The sequence below is a fragment of the Streptomyces sp. ISL-94 genome, from assembly GCF_018614075.1.
In the GTDB taxonomy this organism is placed as follows: Bacteria; Actinomycetota; Actinomycetes; order Streptomycetales; family Streptomycetaceae; genus Streptomyces.
Window position 1 is genome coordinate 119605 of the sequence record NZ_JAGGOZ010000016.1, and the last position, 17115, is coordinate 136719.

Annotated in this window: 16 protein-coding genes, 5 tRNA genes and 1 pseudogene; 5 read left to right on the plus strand and 17 right to left on the minus strand. The window is 71.3% G+C overall.

What is annotated here, in order from left to right:
• Positions 1-3: 3 nt before the first annotated feature.
• Both recG and J7E94_RS06160 read right to left on the minus strand, forming a co-directional pair.
• Positions 4-2211, minus strand: coding sequence for an ATP-dependent DNA helicase RecG (gene recG, locus J7E94_RS06155; RefSeq protein WP_215013029.1), 2208 nt, complete (start codon positions 2209-2211; stop codon positions 4-6).
• 38 nt (positions 2212-2249) lie between these two features.
• The gene (locus J7E94_RS06160) at positions 2250-3905 is read right to left on the minus strand and encodes a DAK2 domain-containing protein (RefSeq protein WP_215013030.1); all 1656 of its coding nucleotides are present in this window, start codon (positions 3903-3905) and stop codon (positions 2250-2252) included.
• Positions 3906-4146: 241 nt separating this feature from the next.
• Here J7E94_RS06160 and rpmB point away from each other — a divergent pair, with 241 nt between their 5' ends.
• Entirely contained in the window at positions 4147-4332 is a 186-nt protein-coding gene (rpmB, locus tag J7E94_RS06165) for a 50S ribosomal protein L28 (protein ID WP_073911113.1), read from the plus strand.
• A 97-nt stretch (positions 4333-4429) separates the two neighbouring features.
• Here the strand turns inward: rpmB and thiD are convergent, their stop codons facing one another.
• Both thiD and J7E94_RS06175 read right to left on the minus strand, forming a co-directional pair.
• The gene (gene thiD, locus J7E94_RS06170; protein ID WP_215013078.1) at positions 4430-5230 is read right to left on the minus strand and encodes a bifunctional hydroxymethylpyrimidine kinase/phosphomethylpyrimidine kinase; all 801 of its coding nucleotides are present in this window, start codon (positions 5228-5230) and stop codon (positions 4430-4432) included.
• Positions 5231-5235: 5 nt separating this feature from the next.
• Positions 5236-6219, minus strand: a complete 984-nt coding sequence (locus J7E94_RS06175) for a thiamine-phosphate kinase (protein ID WP_215013031.1) — start codon at positions 6217-6219, stop codon at positions 5236-5238.
• A gap of 245 nt (positions 6220-6464) precedes the next feature.
• Here J7E94_RS06175 and J7E94_RS06180 point away from each other — a divergent pair, with 245 nt between their 5' ends.
• Entirely contained in the window at positions 6465-6698 is a 234-nt protein-coding gene (locus J7E94_RS06180) for an Lrp/AsnC family transcriptional regulator (protein ID WP_215013032.1), read from the plus strand.
• A 23-nt stretch (positions 6699-6721) separates the two neighbouring features.
• Positions 6722-7204 carry a DUF3515 domain-containing protein gene (locus J7E94_RS06185; RefSeq protein ID WP_215013034.1) on the plus strand — a complete coding sequence of 161 codons (483 nt, stop codon included), beginning with the start codon at positions 6722-6724 and terminating at the stop codon, positions 7202-7204.
• 107 nt (positions 7205-7311) lie between these two features.
• On the opposite strand, the gene J7E94_RS06190 is transcribed toward J7E94_RS06185, so the two are convergent.
• The 3 genes from J7E94_RS06190 to J7E94_RS06200 are packed head-to-tail and all read right to left on the minus strand — an operon-like array spanning position 7312 to position 10268.
• A complete protein-coding gene (locus J7E94_RS06190; protein ID WP_215013036.1) occupies positions 7312-8469 on the minus strand; it encodes a D-alanine--D-alanine ligase family protein in 1158 nt (385 codons plus the stop codon).
• A 39-nt stretch (positions 8470-8508) separates the two neighbouring features.
• Positions 8509-9519: an NAD(P)H-dependent glycerol-3-phosphate dehydrogenase gene (locus tag J7E94_RS06195; protein WP_215013038.1), complete on the minus strand. Its 1011-nt coding sequence runs from the start codon at positions 9517-9519 to the stop codon at positions 8509-8511.
• Positions 9516-10268, minus strand: coding sequence for a 1-acyl-sn-glycerol-3-phosphate acyltransferase (locus J7E94_RS06200; protein WP_215013039.1), 753 nt, complete (start codon positions 10266-10268; stop codon positions 9516-9518). The genes J7E94_RS06195 and J7E94_RS06200 overlap by 4 nt, the downstream gene beginning before the upstream one ends.
• Positions 10269-10434: 166 nt before the next feature.
• Here J7E94_RS06200 and cofC point away from each other — a divergent pair.
• Positions 10435-11115 (plus strand): annotated as a pseudogene (cofC, locus tag J7E94_RS06205) (2-phospho-L-lactate guanylyltransferase); the annotation flags it as partial.
• A gap of 299 nt (positions 11116-11414) precedes the next feature.
• Here the strand turns inward: cofC and J7E94_RS06210 are convergent.
• From J7E94_RS06210 to leuC, 4 genes are all read right to left on the minus strand, one after another.
• Complete coding sequence (locus J7E94_RS06210) at positions 11415-12095, minus strand: HU family DNA-binding protein (protein WP_215013041.1); 681 nt, start codon at positions 12093-12095, stop codon at positions 11415-11417.
• 143 nt (positions 12096-12238) lie between these two features.
• Positions 12239-12466 carry a hypothetical protein gene (locus J7E94_RS06215; protein WP_030847009.1) on the minus strand — a complete coding sequence of 76 codons (228 nt, stop codon included), beginning with the start codon at positions 12464-12466 and terminating at the stop codon, positions 12239-12241.
• Positions 12467-12603: 137 nt separating this feature from the next.
• Positions 12604-13197 carry a 3-isopropylmalate dehydratase small subunit gene (gene leuD, locus J7E94_RS06220; RefSeq protein ID WP_215013042.1) on the minus strand — a complete coding sequence of 198 codons (594 nt, stop codon included), beginning with the start codon at positions 13195-13197 and terminating at the stop codon, positions 12604-12606.
• Between the two features lie 5 nt (positions 13198-13202).
• Positions 13203-14627 carry a 3-isopropylmalate dehydratase large subunit gene (leuC, locus tag J7E94_RS06225; protein ID WP_215013044.1) on the minus strand — a complete coding sequence of 475 codons (1425 nt, stop codon included), beginning with the start codon at positions 14625-14627 and terminating at the stop codon, positions 13203-13205.
• Positions 14628-14812: 185 nt separating this feature from the next.
• On the opposite strand from leuC, the gene ndgR reads away from it, so the two are divergent.
• Positions 14813-15529 carry an IclR family transcriptional regulator NdgR gene (ndgR, locus tag J7E94_RS06230; RefSeq protein ID WP_007266782.1) on the plus strand — a complete coding sequence of 239 codons (717 nt, stop codon included), beginning with the start codon at positions 14813-14815 and terminating at the stop codon, positions 15527-15529.
• Between the two features lie 161 nt (positions 15530-15690).
• Here the strand turns inward: ndgR and J7E94_RS06235 are convergent.
• From J7E94_RS06235 to J7E94_RS06260, 6 genes are all read right to left on the minus strand, one after another.
• Positions 15691-15763: transfer RNA gene (locus J7E94_RS06235), tRNA-Glu, on the minus strand.
• 27 nt (positions 15764-15790) lie between these two features.
• Positions 15791-15862, minus strand: a tRNA-Gln gene (locus J7E94_RS06240).
• Between the two features lie 24 nt (positions 15863-15886).
• Positions 15887-15959: transfer RNA gene (locus tag J7E94_RS06245), tRNA-Glu, on the minus strand.
• A gap of 61 nt (positions 15960-16020) precedes the next feature.
• Positions 16021-16093, minus strand: a tRNA-Glu gene (locus J7E94_RS06250).
• A gap of 27 nt (positions 16094-16120) precedes the next feature.
• Positions 16121-16192, minus strand: a tRNA-Gln gene (locus tag J7E94_RS06255).
• 86 nt (positions 16193-16278) lie between these two features.
• Positions 16279-17007, minus strand: coding sequence for an HAD family hydrolase (locus tag J7E94_RS06260; protein WP_215013046.1), 729 nt, complete (start codon positions 17005-17007; stop codon positions 16279-16281).
• Positions 17008-17115: the final 108 nt, after the last annotated feature.

The following is a 17115-nucleotide window of genomic DNA, read 5'->3' on the forward strand; positions in this document are numbered from 1 at the left end:
CGCTCAGCCCTTGTCCAGGTACTGCTCGCGCTCGGTGTCCAGCAGGGCGTCCAGGGCGGTCCGCAGGCCGGGGAGCCGCTCCAGTTCGGGGTCGGCGGCGACGACGCGGGTGGCCTCCTCCCGGGCCTGGGCGATGACCTCCTCGTCCTCGATGACGGCCAGCATCCGCAGGCTGGAGCGGACGCCCGACTGGGCCTGGCCCAGCACGTCGCCCTCGCGGCGCTGTTCCAGGTCGATCCGGGAGAGCTCGAAGCCGTCGAGGGTGGCGGCGACCGCGGCCAGCCGGGCCCGGGCGGGGCTCGCCTCGTGCATCTCGCTGACCAGCAGGCACAGGCCGGGCGCGGAGCCGCGGCCGACGCGGCCGCGCAGCTGGTGGAGCTGGGAGACGCCGAACCGGTCCGCGTCCATGATCACCATGACGGTGGAGTTGGGGACGTTCACCCCGACCTCGATGACCGTGGTGGCGACCAGCACCTTGACGTCTCCGGCGGCGAAGCGGCGCATGACGTCGTCCTTGTCGGCGGGGTCCATCCGCCCGTGCAGCACCTCGACGCTCAGCCCGGCGAGCGGGCCGCGCGTGAGCTGCTCGGCGATCTCCAGGACGGCCAGGGGCGGCCGCTTCTCCGCCTCGTCCTCGGCGGAGGCCTTCTTCTTCTTGGGCTCGTCCTCCGCATCGCCGATGCGCGGGCAGACCACGTACGCCTGGTGGCCGTTCTCCACTTCCTCGCGGACCCGCTCCCAGGCCCTCGTGAGGAAGTGCGGCTTGTCCTTGGCGGGCACGACGTGGGTGGCGATCGGCGAGCGCCCGGCGGGCAGCTGGTCGAGGACCGAGGTCTCCAGGTCGCCGAAGACGGTCATCGCGACGGTGCGGGGGATCGGCGTCGCAGTCATGACCAGCAGGTGCGGCGGCTGTTTGCCCTTCGACCGGAGCGCGTCGCGCTGCTCGACGCCGAAGCGGTGCTGTTCGTCGACGACGACCAGGCCGAGGTCGTGGAACTGCACCTTGTCCTCGATCAGCGCGTGCGTGCCGATGACGATCCCGGCCTCCCCGGTGACCAGGTCGAGCAGCGCCTGCCGCCGCGCGGGCATCCCCATCGACCCGGTGAGCAGCACCACCTTGGTGCCCTGGTCGGATCCGCCGAGCATGCCTCCCTCGGCCAGCTCGCCCATCATCTCGGTGATGGACCGGTGGTGCTGCTGCGCGAGCACCTCGGTGGGCGCGAGCATCGCGGCCTGACCGCCGGAGTCGACGACGGCGAGCATGGCCCGCAGAGCCACCATTGTCTTTCCTGAGCCGACCTCTCCCTGGAGGAGGCGGTGCATGGGGTGTTCGCCGGCCAGGTCGTCGAAGATCTCCTTCGAGACGGTCTGCTGGCCTTCGGTGAGCGTGAAGGGGAGTTTGGCGTCGAAGGAGTCGAGCAGGCCGCCGGGGGCGGGGCGGCGGGGGACGGCCGGCAGCTGGGAGTCGGCGTGGCGGCGGCGGGCCAGGGCGACCTGGAGGACGAAGGCCTCGTCCCACTTCAGGCGTTGGCGGGCGTCCTCGATGTCGGCTTTGGTGCCCGGCCGGTGGATCTTCAGCAGGGCCTCGGGGAGCGGGATCAGCCCGCGGCCCTCGCGCAGGGCGGGCGGCAGCGGGTCCACGGCCTCCTGGGCGCTGGGCAGCACCGCGTCCACGCACTTGGCGATCTTCCAGGACTCCAGCTTCGCGCAGGCCGGGTAGATCGGGATGAGCTGGCCGGCGAAGGCGGTGGCGGCGTCCCGGTCGGAGGCGTCCGCCCCGAGCGGCTCGTACGCGGGGTGCGCGAGCTGGAGCTTGTGGTTGAACTTCGAGACCTTGCCGGCGAACATCGCGCGGCTGCCGGGCAGCAGGTCCTTGTGCGGCTTGTGGACGCCGGCGCCGAAGAAGACCAGCTGGAGCCGGCCGCTGCCGTCGGTGATCGTCACTTCGAGGCGTTTCCCGCGGCCCCCGTTGAAGGTGAGGATGCGGGCGTCGGCGACCTGCGCGACGACGGTCACGTGCTCGTCGATCTGGTCGGCGAGCTCGGCCAGCGAGGTCAGCTCCCCGCGCCCGGCGTACCGCCGGGGGTAGTGGTGGAGCAGGTCCAGGGCCGTGTGCAGGCCGAGCTGTTCGGCCAGCACCTTGGCGGTGGCGGGGCCGAGCGTCTTCTTGAGGTCTTCGTCGAGCGCGGGCACGTGTTCATTGCACACCATGCCGCTGACAAGGCCCGCCTTCGACCCCGAACCGACCCCTATTCGACGCCGATGAGGAGCGGCGCCGAGTACCGGCCGCCCCGGTAGGTGACGGTGTCCACGGCCAGGTGGCCGTGCTGTACGTACGCCTCCAGGCGCTCGGCGAGGGCGTCCGGCACCTCGGGTCCCAGGACGAGGGTGACGAGTTCGCCGCCGGAGCCCAGCATCCGTTCCAGGACGGCCTCGGCGGTCTCGGTGAGGCCCGAGCCGATGACGGCGACGTCCCCGTCGATGAGGCCGAGCACGTCGCCCGCCTGGCAGATGCCGGCCGAGGTGAAGGACTGCCGTTCGGCGACGGCCAGCTCCCCGTAGCGGGTGGCGCCGGCCGCGGCCGTCATGGCGACCACGTCCTCGTCGAAGCTGCCCTCCGGGTCGTGCACGGCGAGGGCGGCCAGGCCCTGGACCGCCGAGCGGGTGGGGATCACGGCCACCCGCACGCCGTCGGCGCGGGCCTGTTCGGCCGCAGCGGCCGCGGTCGCGCGCAGCTCGGCGCCGCCGGGCAGGAGCACGACCTCGCGGGCGTGCGCGCGCCGGATGGCCTCGACCAGCTCGGAGACGGCCGGGACCTCCCCGGGAGGTGCGAGCACGGTGGTCGCGCCCGCCTCCCCGCACAGCCCGGCCAGCCCCTCGCCGGGGACCACCGCGACGACGGCCCGCTGGACGCGCTCGCCGCGCGCCCGGCGCCGCTCGTCGCCGAAGTGCGTGATGCGTATCCGGTACGGCCGTCCGGCGACGACCCCGGCCTCCACGGCCGCGCCGGGGTCGTCAACGTGGACGTGGACGTTCCACAGCCCCTCGCCGCCGACCACGACCAGGGAGTCGCCGAGCCCGTCGAGCCGCGCGCGCAGCTCCCCGACCGCCTCCTCGGAGGCCTCCAGCAGGTAGACCACCTCGTACGCCGGCCCGTCGTCGGCCTGCTCGCACGGGTCCGGCGGCCGCGGCACGGACACGGCCCGGCCGGGCACCGGCTCGGCGGCCGGCTCCTCGCCGGACAGCGCCTGCCACAGGGCCCCGAGTACGGCGACCAGCCCGCAGCCCCCGGCGTCGACCACCCCGGCACGGCTCAGCGCGGCCAGCTGCCCGGGGGTCTCTGCCAGGGCGGCGCGGGCCGCGTCGTAGGCGGCGCGGGCCACGTCGGCGGCGGTCCCGGCGGCGTCCTGCGCCGCCTCGGCGGCCCGGGCGGCGGCCGCGGCGACGGTGAGCATGGTGCCCTCCACCGGGTGCGCGACGGCCTGGTAGGCCTCCTGGGCGGCCCGGGTCAGCGCCCGGGCCAGCAGCGGGCCGGGCTGCCGCTCCCCGGGCTCTTCGCCGAGTACGTCGGCCACGCCCCGCAGCAGCTGCGCCAGGATCGTCCCGGAGTTCCCCCGGGCCCCTATGAGCGCGCCGTGCGCGTAGGCCCGTACGGCCTGGGCCAGGGAGGTCCCCGGTGTGGCGTCCGTCATGCCGGGGGCCGGCCGCGCGAAGACCTCGCCGAGGGCCCGGTCGGCCGCTTCGGCGGTGAGGTAGAGGTTGGTGCCGGTGTCCGCGTCGGCCACCGGGTAGACGTTGATCGCGTCGATGTCCTCGCGGGCCCGGCCCAGTGCGGCCACGGCCAGCGAGCTCCAGGTGCGCACCGCTTCGGCGTCGAGGGGGTGCGGCGCAGGCTCGTACGGCACCGGGCGTTCCTCCTTGTGCGGGCCGGGGTTCACCGCAGGGTAACCAAGGACTGCCCGGGCGTCCGGACCTCGGGTCGGGGGCGGCGGCGGTCATGGTAGTTTTCTTGGACGGACGCAGTCGTTGTATGCTGCTCCGGTTGCCCGATGAGAGTCGGGCCATTCCCCCGGCAAACCACTTCAGATCTCTGATCCGGTGCGCCGGATTTCACTGTAAGTGCATCTGAAGTCTTTGGAGTGACCTGTGGCTGCCAACTGCGACGTTTGCGCCAAGGGGCCGAGCTTCGGCAACAGCATCTCCCACTCGCACCGCCGCACCTCGCGTCGCTGGAACCCGAACATCCAGCGCGTTCGTGCCGTGGTCAATGGGACGCCGAAGCGCCTCAACGCCTGCACCTCGTGCATCAAGGCCGGCAAGGTCTCGCGCTGACGCCTCACGTCGTAGCGCAGCCCTTTCCGGTTGCCAAAAGGAAGGCCGGTTCACCTCTGGTGAACCGGCCTTCTGCCTTTCCCGGACCGGGTGGGGCTCAGCGCCACTGCCAGGCGTGATCCACCGGGCCGATGCCCCCGCCGAGCGCGAAGCCGGCGGCGATGGCGCCCGTGACGTACTCCTTGGCGGCCGTGACCGCCTCCGGGACGGGCAGACCCTTCGCCAGGCCCGCCGCGATCGCGCTCGCCAGGGTGCAGCCCGTGCCGTGGGTGTGCCGGTTGTCGTGGCGGGGGGCCCGCAGCCAGCGTTCGTCGGTTCCGTCGGTCAGCAGGTCCACGGCCTCGCCGCCGTTCGCCGCCAGGTGTCCGCCCTTGATCAGCGCCCACCGGGGCCCATGGCCGAGGATCGCGTCGGCGGCCCGCCGCATGTCGTCCTCGCTCTCCACGACCACGCCCGTGAGCTGCGCCACCTCGTCCAGGTTGGGCGTGGCCACGGTGGCCCTCGGCAGCAGCTCGGCGCGTACGGCGTCCAGCGCCGAGGCGGCCAGCAGCGCGTCCCCGTGCTTGGAGACCCCGACGGGGTCCACGACGGCCGGGGCGGGGGTGGCGGCGAGCAGCGCCGCCACCGTCTCCACCAGTACGGCCGAGGAGAGCATCCCGGTCTTCACGGCCTGGACGCCGATGTCGTCCACGACGGCCCGGTACTGGGCCGTGACGGCCTCGGCGGGCAGCTCCCAGGCTCCCCGTACCCCGAGGGAGTTCTGCGCGGTCACGGCGGTCACCACGCTCATCCCGTGCACGCCGAGCGCGAGCATGGTCTTGAGGTCGGCCTGGATGCCCGCGCCGCCGCCGGAGTCGGATCCGGCGACGGTCAGGCAGAGCGGCGGGGCGCCGGTCATCGTGCTCATGACGGGGTGTCCTCCGCGGCCGGGTCGGCCCCGAAGTGGTCCCAGCCGCCGGTGCTGGTCCAGGGTGCGCCGTCGACGGTCACCTGGGGCAGCGCGGAGCGGTTCAGGACCTCGCCGATGACCTTCCAGCGGGCCGGGAGCTTCACGTCGGGCGGGAAGGTGGCCACGATCGCGTGGTCCTCTCCCCCGGTGAGCACCCACTGGAGCGGGTCCACGCCCACGGCCTGCCCGATGTCGTGCATCTGGGTGGGGATGTCGACGGCCGCCGAGCGCAGGTCGATCCGTACCTTGCTGGCCTCGGCGATGTGCCCGAGGTCGGCGATCAGGCCGTCGCTGACGTCGGTCATGGCGGTGGCGCCGAGGCCGGCGGCGGCGGGGCCCGCGTGGTACGGCGGCTCGGGACGCCGGTGCGCCTCCACGAAGGCCCGCGGGGAGCGGAAGCCGCGCGAGAGCACGGCGTAGCCGGCGGCGGACCAGCCGAGCCAGCCGGTGACGGCGACGACGTCGCCGGGCTGGGCTCCAGAGCGCAGCACGGGCTCGTGGTTGCGCAGGTCGCCGAGGGCGGTGATGGCGACGGTGATGGTGTCGCCGCGGACGACGTCCCCGCCGACCACGGCCGCGCCGGCGACCTGGCACTCGTCGCGGATCCCGTCCATCAGCTCGGTGGGCCAGGTGACCGGCAGTTCGGCCGGGACGACGAGGCCGAGGAGCAGCGCGGTCGGCACCGCGCCCATGGCGGCGATGTCGGCGAGGTTCTGCGCGGCGGCCTTGCGGCCGACGTCGTAGGCCGTGGACCAGTCGCGCCGGAAGTGCCTGCCTTCCAGCAGGATGTCGGTGCTCGCCACGACCCGCCGGTCGGGGGCCGACACCACCGCGGCGTCGTCGCCCGGTCCGAGGCGGACCGCCGGGGTGGTGGTGAGCCGTGAGGTGAGCTCCCTGATGAGCCCGAACTCCCCCAGCTCGCCCACAGTGCCCTTCATCGCTGTGCCCCTTCTTGCCCAGTCCGCTTGCGGTCGCGAGCCGTCACAGCTCTGGGTACCGTCAACAGATACGTCAACTTGTGCTCTTCGTACGCCCCGCCGTGCGTGGCGCCGGGCTCCCGGGTCTCCCCGTGGCGCGCGGCGACGCGGTACCGTGGCGTCCCTTCTTCCCCCGGCCCTTTCGATTGTGTGGGGCCCACCCGAAGGTTAGGGGAAATGACCCTCGTGGCCGCCCTGGAGGTTCCGTGGTACAGGCGTACATCCTTATCCAGACCGAAGTGGGCAAGGCGTCGTTCGTCGCCGAGTCCATCGGCCAGATCCCGGGGGTGATCCAGGCCGAGGACGTGACGGGCCCGTACGACGTGATCGTGCGCGCCCAGGCCGACACCGTGGACGATCTCGGCCGCCTGGTCGTCGCCAAGGTCCAGCAGGTGGAGGGGATCACCCGCACCCTGACCTGCCCGGTGGTCCATCTGTAGCCCCCGTCTACTCTTGGCCGGTGATGTCCCTCCACCGCCGGCCCGTCCGTCTGCCCGCCCTACTGGCCCTGCTGGCCCTTGCGGGCTGTGCCCCGGGTGATTCCGAGGCCCGGGTGGACCCGCCGCCCACGCCGCCCGCCGACGTCGCGGGGTTCTGTGCAGCGCTGCACAAGGAGCTCCCGGAGAAGGTCGGCGGCCTGGCGCGGACCGAGACCGCACCGGAGTCCGATCTGACCGCCGCTTGGGGCGGCTCGGCGATCGTACTGCGGTGCGGTATCCCCAAGCCCCACGCGATGACGGATCCGAAGCAGGACGGCGTCCACGTCAACGGGGTGGCCTGGCTGCTGGAGAAGCGCGAAAACGGCGGGTTCCGGTTCACCACCGGGATGCGGCTGGCGTACACGGAGGTCCGGGTCGACAAGGAGCATGCCACGGATGCGGGGATGCTGGTCGGCCTGTCCACGGCGATCGCCGCGACCGTGCCCGAGGGCATCTCCTCCTACTGAGCCTCCTGCCGAACCCCCCGCCGGACCTCCCGCCGAGCGCACCGCCGCCCGCCGGCCATGCCTTTCAGGGCGGGCCGGCGGGCGGTCGGCTGTACGGGGCCGGGCGGCTACCGCAGCCCGGTGGAGCGGCGCAGGGCCGCCTGGATCAGGCGGTCCACCAGCTCCGGGTACTCGATGCCCGACTCCTGCCACATGCGCGGGTACATGGAGATCGGCGTGAAGCCCGGCATCGTGTTGATCTCGTTGATGACGAAGGTGCCGTCCTCGGTGAGGAAGAAGTCGGCGCGCACCAGGCCCTCGCAGGACGCGGCCTCGAAGGCCTCGATCGCGAGCCGCTGCACCTCGGCGGTCTGCTCCGGGGTGAGCGGGGCGGGCACGATCCCGGAGGCGGAGTCGATGTACTTCGCCTCGAAGTCGTAGAAGTCGTGGCTGGAGACCGGCGGGATCTCGGCGGGCACGCTCGCGCGCGGACCGTCCTCGAACTCCAGGACACCGCACTCGATCTCGCGGCCGCGCAGCAGCGCCTCCACGATGATCTTCGGGTCGTGGCGGCGGGCCTCGCGGATCGCCGCGTCGAGGCCGGAGGCGTCGTCGACCTTGGTGATGCCGATGGAGGAGCCGGCCCGGGCGGGCTTGATGAACAGCGGCCAGCCGTGCTCGGCGGCGAAGTCCAGGATCTTGGCCTCGGCGGCGTCCCGGTCGGCTTCCCACTCGCGGGGGCGGATGGTCACGTACGGGCCGACGCACAGCCCGAAGGAGGTGAACACCCGCTTCATGTAGTCCTTGTCCTGGCCGACGGCCGAGGCGAGGACGCCCGAGCCTACGTACGGGATGCCGGAGAGTTCCAGGAGGCCCTGGAGGGTGCCGTCCTCGCCGTACGGGCCGTGCAGCATCGGGAAGACGACGTCGACCTCGCCCAGCGCCTTGGGAATGGCACCCGGCTCGGTGTAGAAGACCTCGCGGCTGGCCGGGTCGACGGACAGCACGACGCTGCCGTCCTCGGAGTCGGCGAGCTCGTCGACACTGGGGAGTTTGCGGTCGGCGATGGCCATCCGCGACGGCTCGTCGGCGGTCAGCGCCCACCGGCCGTCCGTGGTGATGCCGATGGGCAGCACTTCGTACTTGGAGCGGTCGATGGAGCGCAGCACCGCGCCCGCCGTGACGACCGAGATGGCGTGTTCCGAGCTGCGGCCGCCGAACACGACGGCCACGCGGGGCTTGCGGCCCTGCTGCTCAGGGGTCTGGGGGAGGTTCTCGCTGCTCATATCGCCACGAGGGTACCCGCTCGGACGTCCGGAATGGAGTCAGCGCCGTTCCGGTTTGGCGCTGCGTCCCATCAGTTCCTTGAGCGCGACCAGGGTCGGCTTGCCGTGGTGGACGATGTCCACGACCGTGTCGGTGATCGGCATGTCGATCCCGTACCGGCGGGCCAGATCGGCCACGGACTGGCAGGACTTGACCCCCTCGGCGGTCTGCCGGGTGACCGCGATGGTCTCCTCCAGGGTCATCCCGCGGCCGAGGTTGGTGCCGAAGGTGTGGTTCCGGGAGAGCGGCGAGGAGCAGGTGGCGACCAGGTCGCCGAGGCCCGCGAGGCCGGAGAAGGTGAGCGGGTCGGCGCCCATCGCGACGCCCAGGCGGGTCGCTTCGGCCAGGCCGCGGGTGATGAGCGAGCCCTTGGTGTTGTCGCCCAGGCCCATGCCGTCCGCGATGCCGACGGCCAGGCCGATGACGTTCTTGACGGCGCCGCCCAGCTCGCAGCCGATGACGTCGGTGCTCGTGTACGGGCGGAAGTACGGGGTGTGGCAGGCGGCCTGGAGGCGCTGGGCGACGGCTTCGTCCACACAGGCGACGACGGAGGCGGCGGGCTGCCGTGCGGCGATCTCGGGGGCCAGGTTGGGGCCGGTGACGACCGCGATCCGCTCGGCGGGGACCTTGGCCACCTCCTCGATGACCTCGCTCATCCGCTTGGCGGTGCCGAGTTCGATGCCCTTCATGAGGGAGACGAGCACGGTGTCGGGGGCGAGCAGCGGCGCCCAGGCGGCGAGGTTCCCGCGCAGGGTCTGGGAGGGGACGGCGAGGACGGTGAAGTCGGCGCCCGCCGCGGCCCGGGCGGGGTCGGTGGTGGCGCGGATGTTCTCCGGCAGTTCGACGTCCGGGAAGTAGTCCGGGTTGGTCCGGCCGGTGTTGATGGCGTCGACCAGCTCCTGCCGGCGGCCCCACAGTGTCACCTCGCAGCCGGCGTCGGCGAGCACGATGGCGAAGGCCGTACCCCACGAGCCGGTTCCGAAGACGGTCGCCTTCACGGGACGTGTCACTTCATGCCCTCCCCTGCGGCCTTGCGCCGCTGTTCCGCCCTGGCCCTGCGATGGTCGTACGGCTGCTCGGGGGCGGCCTCTCCCCGTACTTCCTCCAGCAGCCCGGTGACGGCCGCCATGATGATCTCCGTGACCTCCTTGAGCACGTCCGGGGTGGGTTCCCGGTCGTAGTACGCGGAGAGGTCCACGGGCGGTCCGGCGAGCACCTGGAGGGTCTTGCGCGGGAAGAACCGGACCCTGTTCTCCTTGGCGTAGGGCGGCATCGCGAGGTTCGCGCCCCACTGGGCCACCGGAATGACGGGGGCCTGGGTGATCAGCGCGACGCGGGCGGCGCCGGTCTTGCCGGCCATCGGCCACATGTCGGGGTCCCGGGTGAGGGTGCCTTCCGGGTAGAAGGCCACGCATTCGCCGCGCTCGATCGCGTCCACCGCGGCCCGGAAAGCGTCCAGGGCGTTGGTGCTCTCCCGGTACACCGGGATCTGTCCGGAGCCGCGCAGGATCGCGCCGACAATCGGCACCTTGAAGAGGGCTGCCTTCGCGAGCAATCGGGGCACCCGGCCGGTGTTGTACTGGAAGTGCGCGTAGGACAGCGGGTCCAGATACGAGTTGTGGTTGACCGCGGTGATAAAGCCGCCCTCGGCCGGAATGTGGTCCATTCCCCGCCAGTCCCGCTTGAAGAGCACTACCAGCGGCGGTTTTGCGATGACCGCCGCCAGGCGGTACCAGAAGCCGATTCTGCGGCGGGACACTCGGACACCTTCCTCTAGGACCGGTGGGCGGCTTGGGCACCTCGTCGGCCGGACAAGTGTTGCCCCAGGCCCGGTCTCTGTCGAGAACACCGTACGCCCCGCTCAGGGCACCGGACCCCCGGGCTGCACGGGCGGAGGTGACAATGGGCCGACACATGACCCGGCCATGACCCGGCCATGGTCCGCGAAGGTGCCGGAGCGCACCGGGGGGAAGGGATCCGCCACGAACGCCGTCTGGAGTCTGGTCGTCCCGCTGAAGCCCCTGGCGACGGCCAAGAGCCGTCTCGCGGCGGCCGTGGGCGCGTCCCGCCCGGGGCTCGCGCTCGCCTTCGCCCAGGACACCGTGGCAGGCGCCCTGGCCTGTGCGGCGGTCGCGGATGTGGTGGTCGTCACGGACGACGCGCAGGCCGGTGCGGAACTGGCCCGGCTCGGCGCATGGATCGTCCCGGACTCCCCGGGCGCCGGGCTCAACGCGGCGCTGGCCCACGGGGCGCGGGCGATACGCGCGGGGCGGCCGGGGGCGGCCGTGGCCGCGATGAACGCGGATCTGCCGGCACTGCGGCCGCCCGAATTGCTACGCGTGCTCGAAACTGCCTCCGTATTTCCCCGGGCATTTCTGGCGGATGCGGCCGGAATCGGGACGACCTTGCTTTCCGCAGCTCCGGAGGTGGAATTGGCACCCTCGTTCGGCGGCTCCTCGCGGGCCCGGCATTCCGCGTCGGGGGCGGTGGAAATCGCGCTGGCGGGCGTCGACAGCGTGCGCCGGGACGTGGACACGGCGGAGGATCTGCGGACGGCGCTCGCCCTCGGCGTAGGGCACCACACGGCCCGATACAGTGCCGGTATGCAGGCGACCGCGTACACGTACGACTCCCAGACCCGCAGCGGCAGTGTGCTGCTGGACGACGGCACCCCGGTGCCCTTCGACGCCCCGGCCTTCGACGCGGGCGGCCTGCGGCTGCTGCGGCCCGGGCAGCGGGTCCGGATCGAGACGGACGGCGAGGGCCCGGGCCTGCGGATCACCCTGGTCACGCTGCAGACGTTCTGACCTGCACACCTGCCCCCACCTGCACGCCTGCGAGAACGCACCGCGGGCCGGCTTCCCCCACGAAGGGGAAGCCGGCCCGGCGTGTGTGACTCGTGCCCCTACTTCTTGCGGGCGGTGGTCTTCTTCGCGGTGGCCTTGCGCGTCGCCGTCTTCTTGGCGGGCGCGGTGGTCTTCGCGGTGGCCTTCTTGGCCGCCGGAGCCGTCTTCTTGGCAGCGGCCGTGGTCTTCTTGGCGGTGGTCTTCTTCGCCGCCGCCGTGGAGGGCTGGGCCGCCGTCTTCTTCGCGGCGGTGCCGGTGGTCTTCTTGGCGGCCGCCGTCGTCTTCTTGGTGGCGGCCTTCTTGGTGGTGGCGGCGGTGGTGGTCTTCCTCGCCGAGGTGGACTTCGCCGCCGTCTTCTTGGTGGCGGCCTTCTTGCCGGCGGCCTTGGCGATGGTGGGCGGCGGGCCCGAAAGGCTGCCCTTCGGCGCCTTCTTGACGGCCACCTCTCCGCCCTTGGGCAGCTTCTTGGTGCCGCTGACCAGGTCCTTGAAGCCCTGGCCCGCCCGGAAGCGGGGAACCGAGGTCTTCTTGACCCGGACGCGCTCACCCGTCTGCGGGTTGCGGGCGTAGCGGGCCGGGCGGTCGATCTTCTCGAACGAGCCGAAGCCCGTGACCGAAACCCGGTCGCCCGCGACCACCGCGCGCACCATGGCGTCCAGTACCGCGTCGACAGCGTCGGCGGCCTGCTGGCGGCCGCCCAGCTTGTCGGCAATCGCTTCTACGAGCTGCGCCTTGTTCACGTCTTCCCCTTCGGAGACTTCGCCAGAACGAATGTGTTCAAGCTTATTTCGCACGTTAGGCGGATATATACCGCAAATCAAACACGAAACGGGCTAATCACCCTAGTGCCGCAACGCGTAGGCCGTTACGGAGTTCCTTCGCATCAGTCGCCTTCAGGGAATCGACCCTCGTCGAGGTCCTTCATCAACCTGTCCAGGCGCCTTGCCGCATCGGCGAGATCGTGCTTCGCCGCGGCCGTGGCGACCAACAGCTTCCGGGACAGCGCCATCCTTACGCCCTCCGGGACTTGCAGTGAGCGCACCCGTGTGTGTGCTTCTTTCAGCCGGTCCGCGACGAGTTCGTAGAGCTCAAGTTGACTGTCGCGTTCCATGCACAGATTGTGCCATCTGGGGCGAGTTGTCGCCTCACGGGGCCTCAACACACAGCTGTGCCCCCCGCCTGGAGGCGGGGGGCACAGTGTTGCCGATGTGATCACCCGAGGGTGAATAAGCGCTGATCAGGCTGGAATCAGGCCTGAATCGTACGCGGTTTGTAGGAGGGGCGGACGCTTTCGTACGTAGCGATGTCCGCTTCGTTCTGAAGGGTGAGCGAGATGTCGTCCAGACCCTCCAGCAGCCTCCATCGGGCGTTGTCGTCGAGCTCGAACTCCGCCTCGACGCCCTCGGCTCGCACCTGGCGGGCGACCAGGTCGACGGTGATCTCGGCGGTGGGGTCGGACTCGGTCAGCTCCCACAGCCTGTCGACGGTCTCCTGCGGCAGGACCACGGTCAGCAGGCCGTTCTTCAGCGAGTTCCCGCGGAAGATGTCGGCGAAGCGGGAGGAGATGACCGTCTTGAAGCCGAAGTTCTGCAGGGCCCAGACGGCGTGCTCACGCGAGGAACCGGTGCCGAAGTCGGGACCGGCGACCAGCACGGTCGCCCCGGCGCGCTCCGGACGGTTGGTGATGAACTCCGGGTCCTTGCGCCAGGCCTCGAAGAGCCCGTCCTCGAACCCGTCGCGGGTGATCTTCTTCAGCCAGTGGGCCGGGATGATCTGGTCGGTGTCGACGTTGCTGCGGCGCAGCGGGACGGCCCGGCCGGTGTGGGTGGTGAAGGCTTCCATGGTTCTCAGACTCCGGCGGTCGCGTGGGCGTCGGACAGGTCGGCGGGCGAGGCCAGATGGCCCAGCACCGCGGTGGCGGCGGCCACCTGCGGGGAGACCAGATGGGTGCGCCCGCCCTTGCCCTGCCGGCCCTCGAAGTTGCGGTTGGACGTGGACGCGGAGCGCTCACCGGGGGCCAGTTGGTCGGGGTTCATGCCCAGACACATCGAACAGCCCGCGTGCCGCCATTCGGCGCCGGCCTCCTTGAAGACCTTGTCCAGGCCCTCTTCCACGGCCTGGAGGGCGACCCGGACCGAGCCGGGGACGACCAGCATCCGTACGCCGTCGGCGACTTTGCGGCCCTCGACGATTCCGGCGACGGCGCGCAGGTCCTCGATGCGGCCGTTGGTGCAGGAACCTACGAAGACGGTGTCGACCTTGATGTCGCGCAGCGGCTGCCCGGCGGTCAACCCCATGTACTCCAGGGCCTTTTCGGCGGCGTAGCGCTCCGAAGCGTCCTCGTACGAAGCAGGGTCGGGGACGTTGGCCGACAGCGGCGCGCCCTGGCCCGGGTTGGTGCCCCAGGTGACGAACGGGGCCAGCGTCGTGCCGTCGATGACGACCTCGGCGTCGAAGACCGCGTCGTCGTCGGTGCGCAGCGTCTTCCAATAGGCGACCGCCGCGTCCCAGTCCTCGCCCGTCGGGGCGTGGTCGCGGCCCTCCAGATAGTCGAAGGTGGTCTGGTCCGGGGCGATCATGCCCGCGCGGGCGCCGGCCTCGATCGACATGTTGCAGATGGTCATGCGGGCTTCCATCGACAGCTTCTCGACGGCCTCGCCGCGGTACTCCAGGATGTAGCCCTGGCCGCCGCCGGTGCCGATCTTGGCGATGATCGCCAGGATCAGGTCCTTGGCGGTGACGCCCTCGGCCAGCTCGCCGGTGACGGTGATCGCCATCGTCTTGGGGCGGGCCAGCGGCAGCGTCTGGGTGGCCAGCACGTGCTCGACCTGGCTGGTGCCGATACCGAAGGCCAGCGCGCCGAAGGCGCCGTGGGTGGAGGTGTGGGAGTCGCCGCAGACCACCGTGGTGCCGGGCTGGGTCAGACCCAGCTGCGGTCCCACGACGTGGACGACACCCTGCTCGACATCGCCCAGCGAGTGCAGGCGTACGCCGAACTCGGCGCAGTTCTTGCGCAGCGTCTCCAGCTGGGCCCGGGAGACCGGGTCCGCGATCGGCTTGTCGATGTCGATGGTGGGGGTGTTGTGGTCCTCGGTCGCGATGGTGAGGTCGAGGCGCCGGACCTTGCGGCCGGCCTGGCGCAGGCCTTCGAAGGCCTGGGGGCTGGTCACCTCGTGCAGCAGGTGCAGATCAATGAAGAGGAGGTCGGGCTCGCCTTCGGCGCGCCGGACGACATGGTCGTCCCAGACCTTCTCCGCGAGTGTCCTACCCATCGCTTTCCCTCCGGCCGGCCGGTTGTGCCGGCGCTTTATAGAGATCTTGTGCGCCTGGATCGCCCGTACCCCACGTCCCGGACGACGGCTCGGACCCAGTGGTTCGTGGACCCGCACATACAGACTCGCTTGTTCTTGGAAAAATTGAACTTGCGTTTCACAGTGTGAGACGTGAATATCGTTTCATGGACAACTCTAGCGGCGTCGGCGTTCTCGACAAGGCAGCTCTGGTACTGAGCGCACTGGAGTCCGGTCCGGCCACCCTCGCCGGGCTGGTCGCGGCGACAGGGCTCGCACGACCCACGGCACACCGCCTTGCCGTGGCACTGGAACACCACCGGATGGTGGCGAGGGACATGCAGGGCCGGTTCATCCTCGGCCCGCGGCTGGCAGAGCTTGCCGCCGCGGCCGGCGAGGACCGTCTGCTGGCCACGGCCGGACCGGTGCTCACCCACCTCCGCGACGTGACGGGCGAGAGCGCGCAGCTCTACCGCCGTCAGGGAGACATGCGCATCTGCGTGGCGGCCGCGGAACGGCTCTCGGGCCTCCGGGACACCGTCCCCGTGGGCTCCACGCTCCCGATGAAGGCGGGCTCGGCCGCGCAGATCCTGATGGCATGGGAGGAGCCGGAGCGGCTCCACCGCGGCCTCCAGGGCGCGCGCTTCACGGCGACGGCGCTCTCGGGCGTACGGCGTCGCGGCTGGGCGCAGTCGATCGGCGAGCGGGAGCCCGGTGTGGCCTCCGTCTCGGCGCCCGTGCGCGGGCCGTCGAACCGCGTGGTGGCTTCCGTGTCGGTCTCCGGGCCGATCGAGCGGCTGACCCGGCACCCGGGCCGCATGCACGCGCAGGCCGTCATCGACGCGGCCGCCCGGCTTACGGAGGCGCTGCGCCGCTCCGGCTGACCTTCCACACCCACCTGTCACTCCCCCGGGCCCGGGGGCGCGTACGACGCCGCACACGTCCGAACACGCGCCTCCTGGCCCGCACTTACTCCTGGAAGCCCGCTGAGCGGGAACGACGAAAGAGGCCCTCCGCGATGAACGCGGAGGGCCTCTTCGATGCGTACCCCCGACCGGATTCGAACCGGCGCTACCGCCTTGAGAGGGCGGCGTGCTAGGCCGCTACACAACGGGGGCAAGCCTTGCAGCTTTCGCTGCACTGCGCTGGGCTACCAGGACTCGAACCTAGAACAAAGGAACCAGAAACCTTCGTGTTGCCAATTACACCATAGCCCAAGGTGGTCTATACCAGACCAACAGTACCCCCGACCGGATTCGAACCGGCGCTACCGCCTTGAGAGGGCGGCGTGCTAGGCCGCTACACAACGGGGGCCCTGGCGATCCTGCATCAAGACGTACGGGAGCTACCCAGGACACCTCACGGGAAGGATCTGTACCCCCGACCGGATTCGAACCGGCGCTACCGCCTTGAGAGGGCGGCGTGCTAGGCCGCTACACAACGGGGGCAAAGCACTGCGTTACTACTGCACTGCGCTGGGGTACCAGGACTCGAACCTAGAATAAGGGAACCAGAAACCCTCGTGTTGCCAATTACACTATACCCCACCGAAAGTCAAGCCCTTGTCGGGACTTTCTTTCGAGTGGCGCCCCCCTCCGGCCTTTCGGCCCGCTCGGGCGGCGCAGAAAGAACATTACCGGATGCCTGACCGTGCTCCAAAACGGGTATCCCCGACCAGCAGCTCCGCCAGGTGTTCGAGCCCGGCGATCCGGTGCACGCCCTCGGGTCCGGCGCCGCGTCCGCCGTCGCGGTCGAGCCAGACGGCCAGCAGCCCGGCGTCCCGCGCCCCGCGCGCGTCGATCTCCGGCTGGTCCCCCACGTACGCCACGTCTGCCGGCGCCAGCCCCATCGCGTCGCAGGCGGCGAGGAAGGCGCCCGCCTCGGGCTTGCTGACACCGAGCTCGACGGCGCAGACCAGCACCTCGAAGCGGTCGCGCAGGCCGAGCCGGCGCAGCTTGGGCTCCTGGTTGACGGTGGAGGAGTTGGAGAGCACCCCGTGCCGGTAGCCGCCGGCGAGGGCGTCGAGAGCGGGCACCCCGTCGGGGAAGGCGGTCCACTCGGCCTTGTAGTGCTCGACGTACCGGTCGAACCAGGCGTCGGCCTCGTCCGCGGTCATCGCGGGCTGCCCGAGGAACTCCCGCACACGGTCCTGGCGCTGCCCCTGGAAGGTGCCCTCGCCGGCCGCGAAGCGCGCCCAGTGCCGGTCGGTGATCTCCCGCCACAGCGCCAGCGCCTGCTCGGGCGTCCCGTACCGCTCGGCGATCCCCTCGGCCTCCAGCTGCCGCGAGAGCCCGGCGGCGTCGGCCCCGGTGTAGTCGAAGAGCGTGTCGTCGATGTCCCAGAGCACGGCGCGGATCGGCATACGGCCGAGCCTACGCCGCGGGCACATGCCCTGTGGGCACGACGGGGAAGTCCGTCACGAAAACGGTCTCGCGGACCCTGGGACCCGCCTGCGGCAACGCCGCAGGGG

Excerpts from the sequence above, each read along its gene's own strand:
- recG (WP_215013029.1), bottom strand. The coding sequence starts at position 2,211 with ATGGTGTGCAATGAACACGTGCCCGCGCTCGACGAAGACCTCAAGAAG.
- thiD (WP_215013078.1), bottom strand. The coding sequence starts at position 5,230 with ATGACCGGCGCCCCGCCGCTCTGCCTGACCGTCGCCGGATCCGACTCC.
- J7E94_RS06175 (WP_215013031.1), bottom strand. The coding sequence starts at position 6,219 with ATGAAGGGCACTGTGGGCGAGCTGGGGGAGTTCGGGCTCATCAGGGAG.
- J7E94_RS06185 (WP_215013034.1), top strand. The coding sequence starts at position 6,722 with ATGTCCCTCCACCGCCGGCCCGTCCGTCTGCCCGCCCTACTGGCCCTG.
- J7E94_RS06190 (WP_215013036.1), bottom strand. The coding sequence starts at position 8,469 with ATGAGCAGCGAGAACCTCCCCCAGACCCCTGAGCAGCAGGGCCGCAAG.
- J7E94_RS06215 (WP_030847009.1), bottom strand. The coding sequence starts at position 12,466 with ATGGAACGCGACAGTCAACTTGAGCTCTACGAACTCGTCGCGGACCGG.
- leuD (WP_215013042.1), bottom strand. The coding sequence starts at position 13,197 with ATGGAAGCCTTCACCACCCACACCGGCCGGGCCGTCCCGCTGCGCCGC.
- leuC (WP_215013044.1), bottom strand. The coding sequence starts at position 14,627 with ATGGGTAGGACACTCGCGGAGAAGGTCTGGGACGACCATGTCGTCCGG.
- ndgR (WP_007266782.1), top strand. The coding sequence starts at position 14,813 with ATGGACAACTCTAGCGGCGTCGGCGTTCTCGACAAGGCAGCTCTGGTA.
- J7E94_RS06260 (WP_215013046.1), bottom strand. The coding sequence starts at position 17,007 with ATGCCGATCCGCGCCGTGCTCTGGGACATCGACGACACGCTCTTCGAC.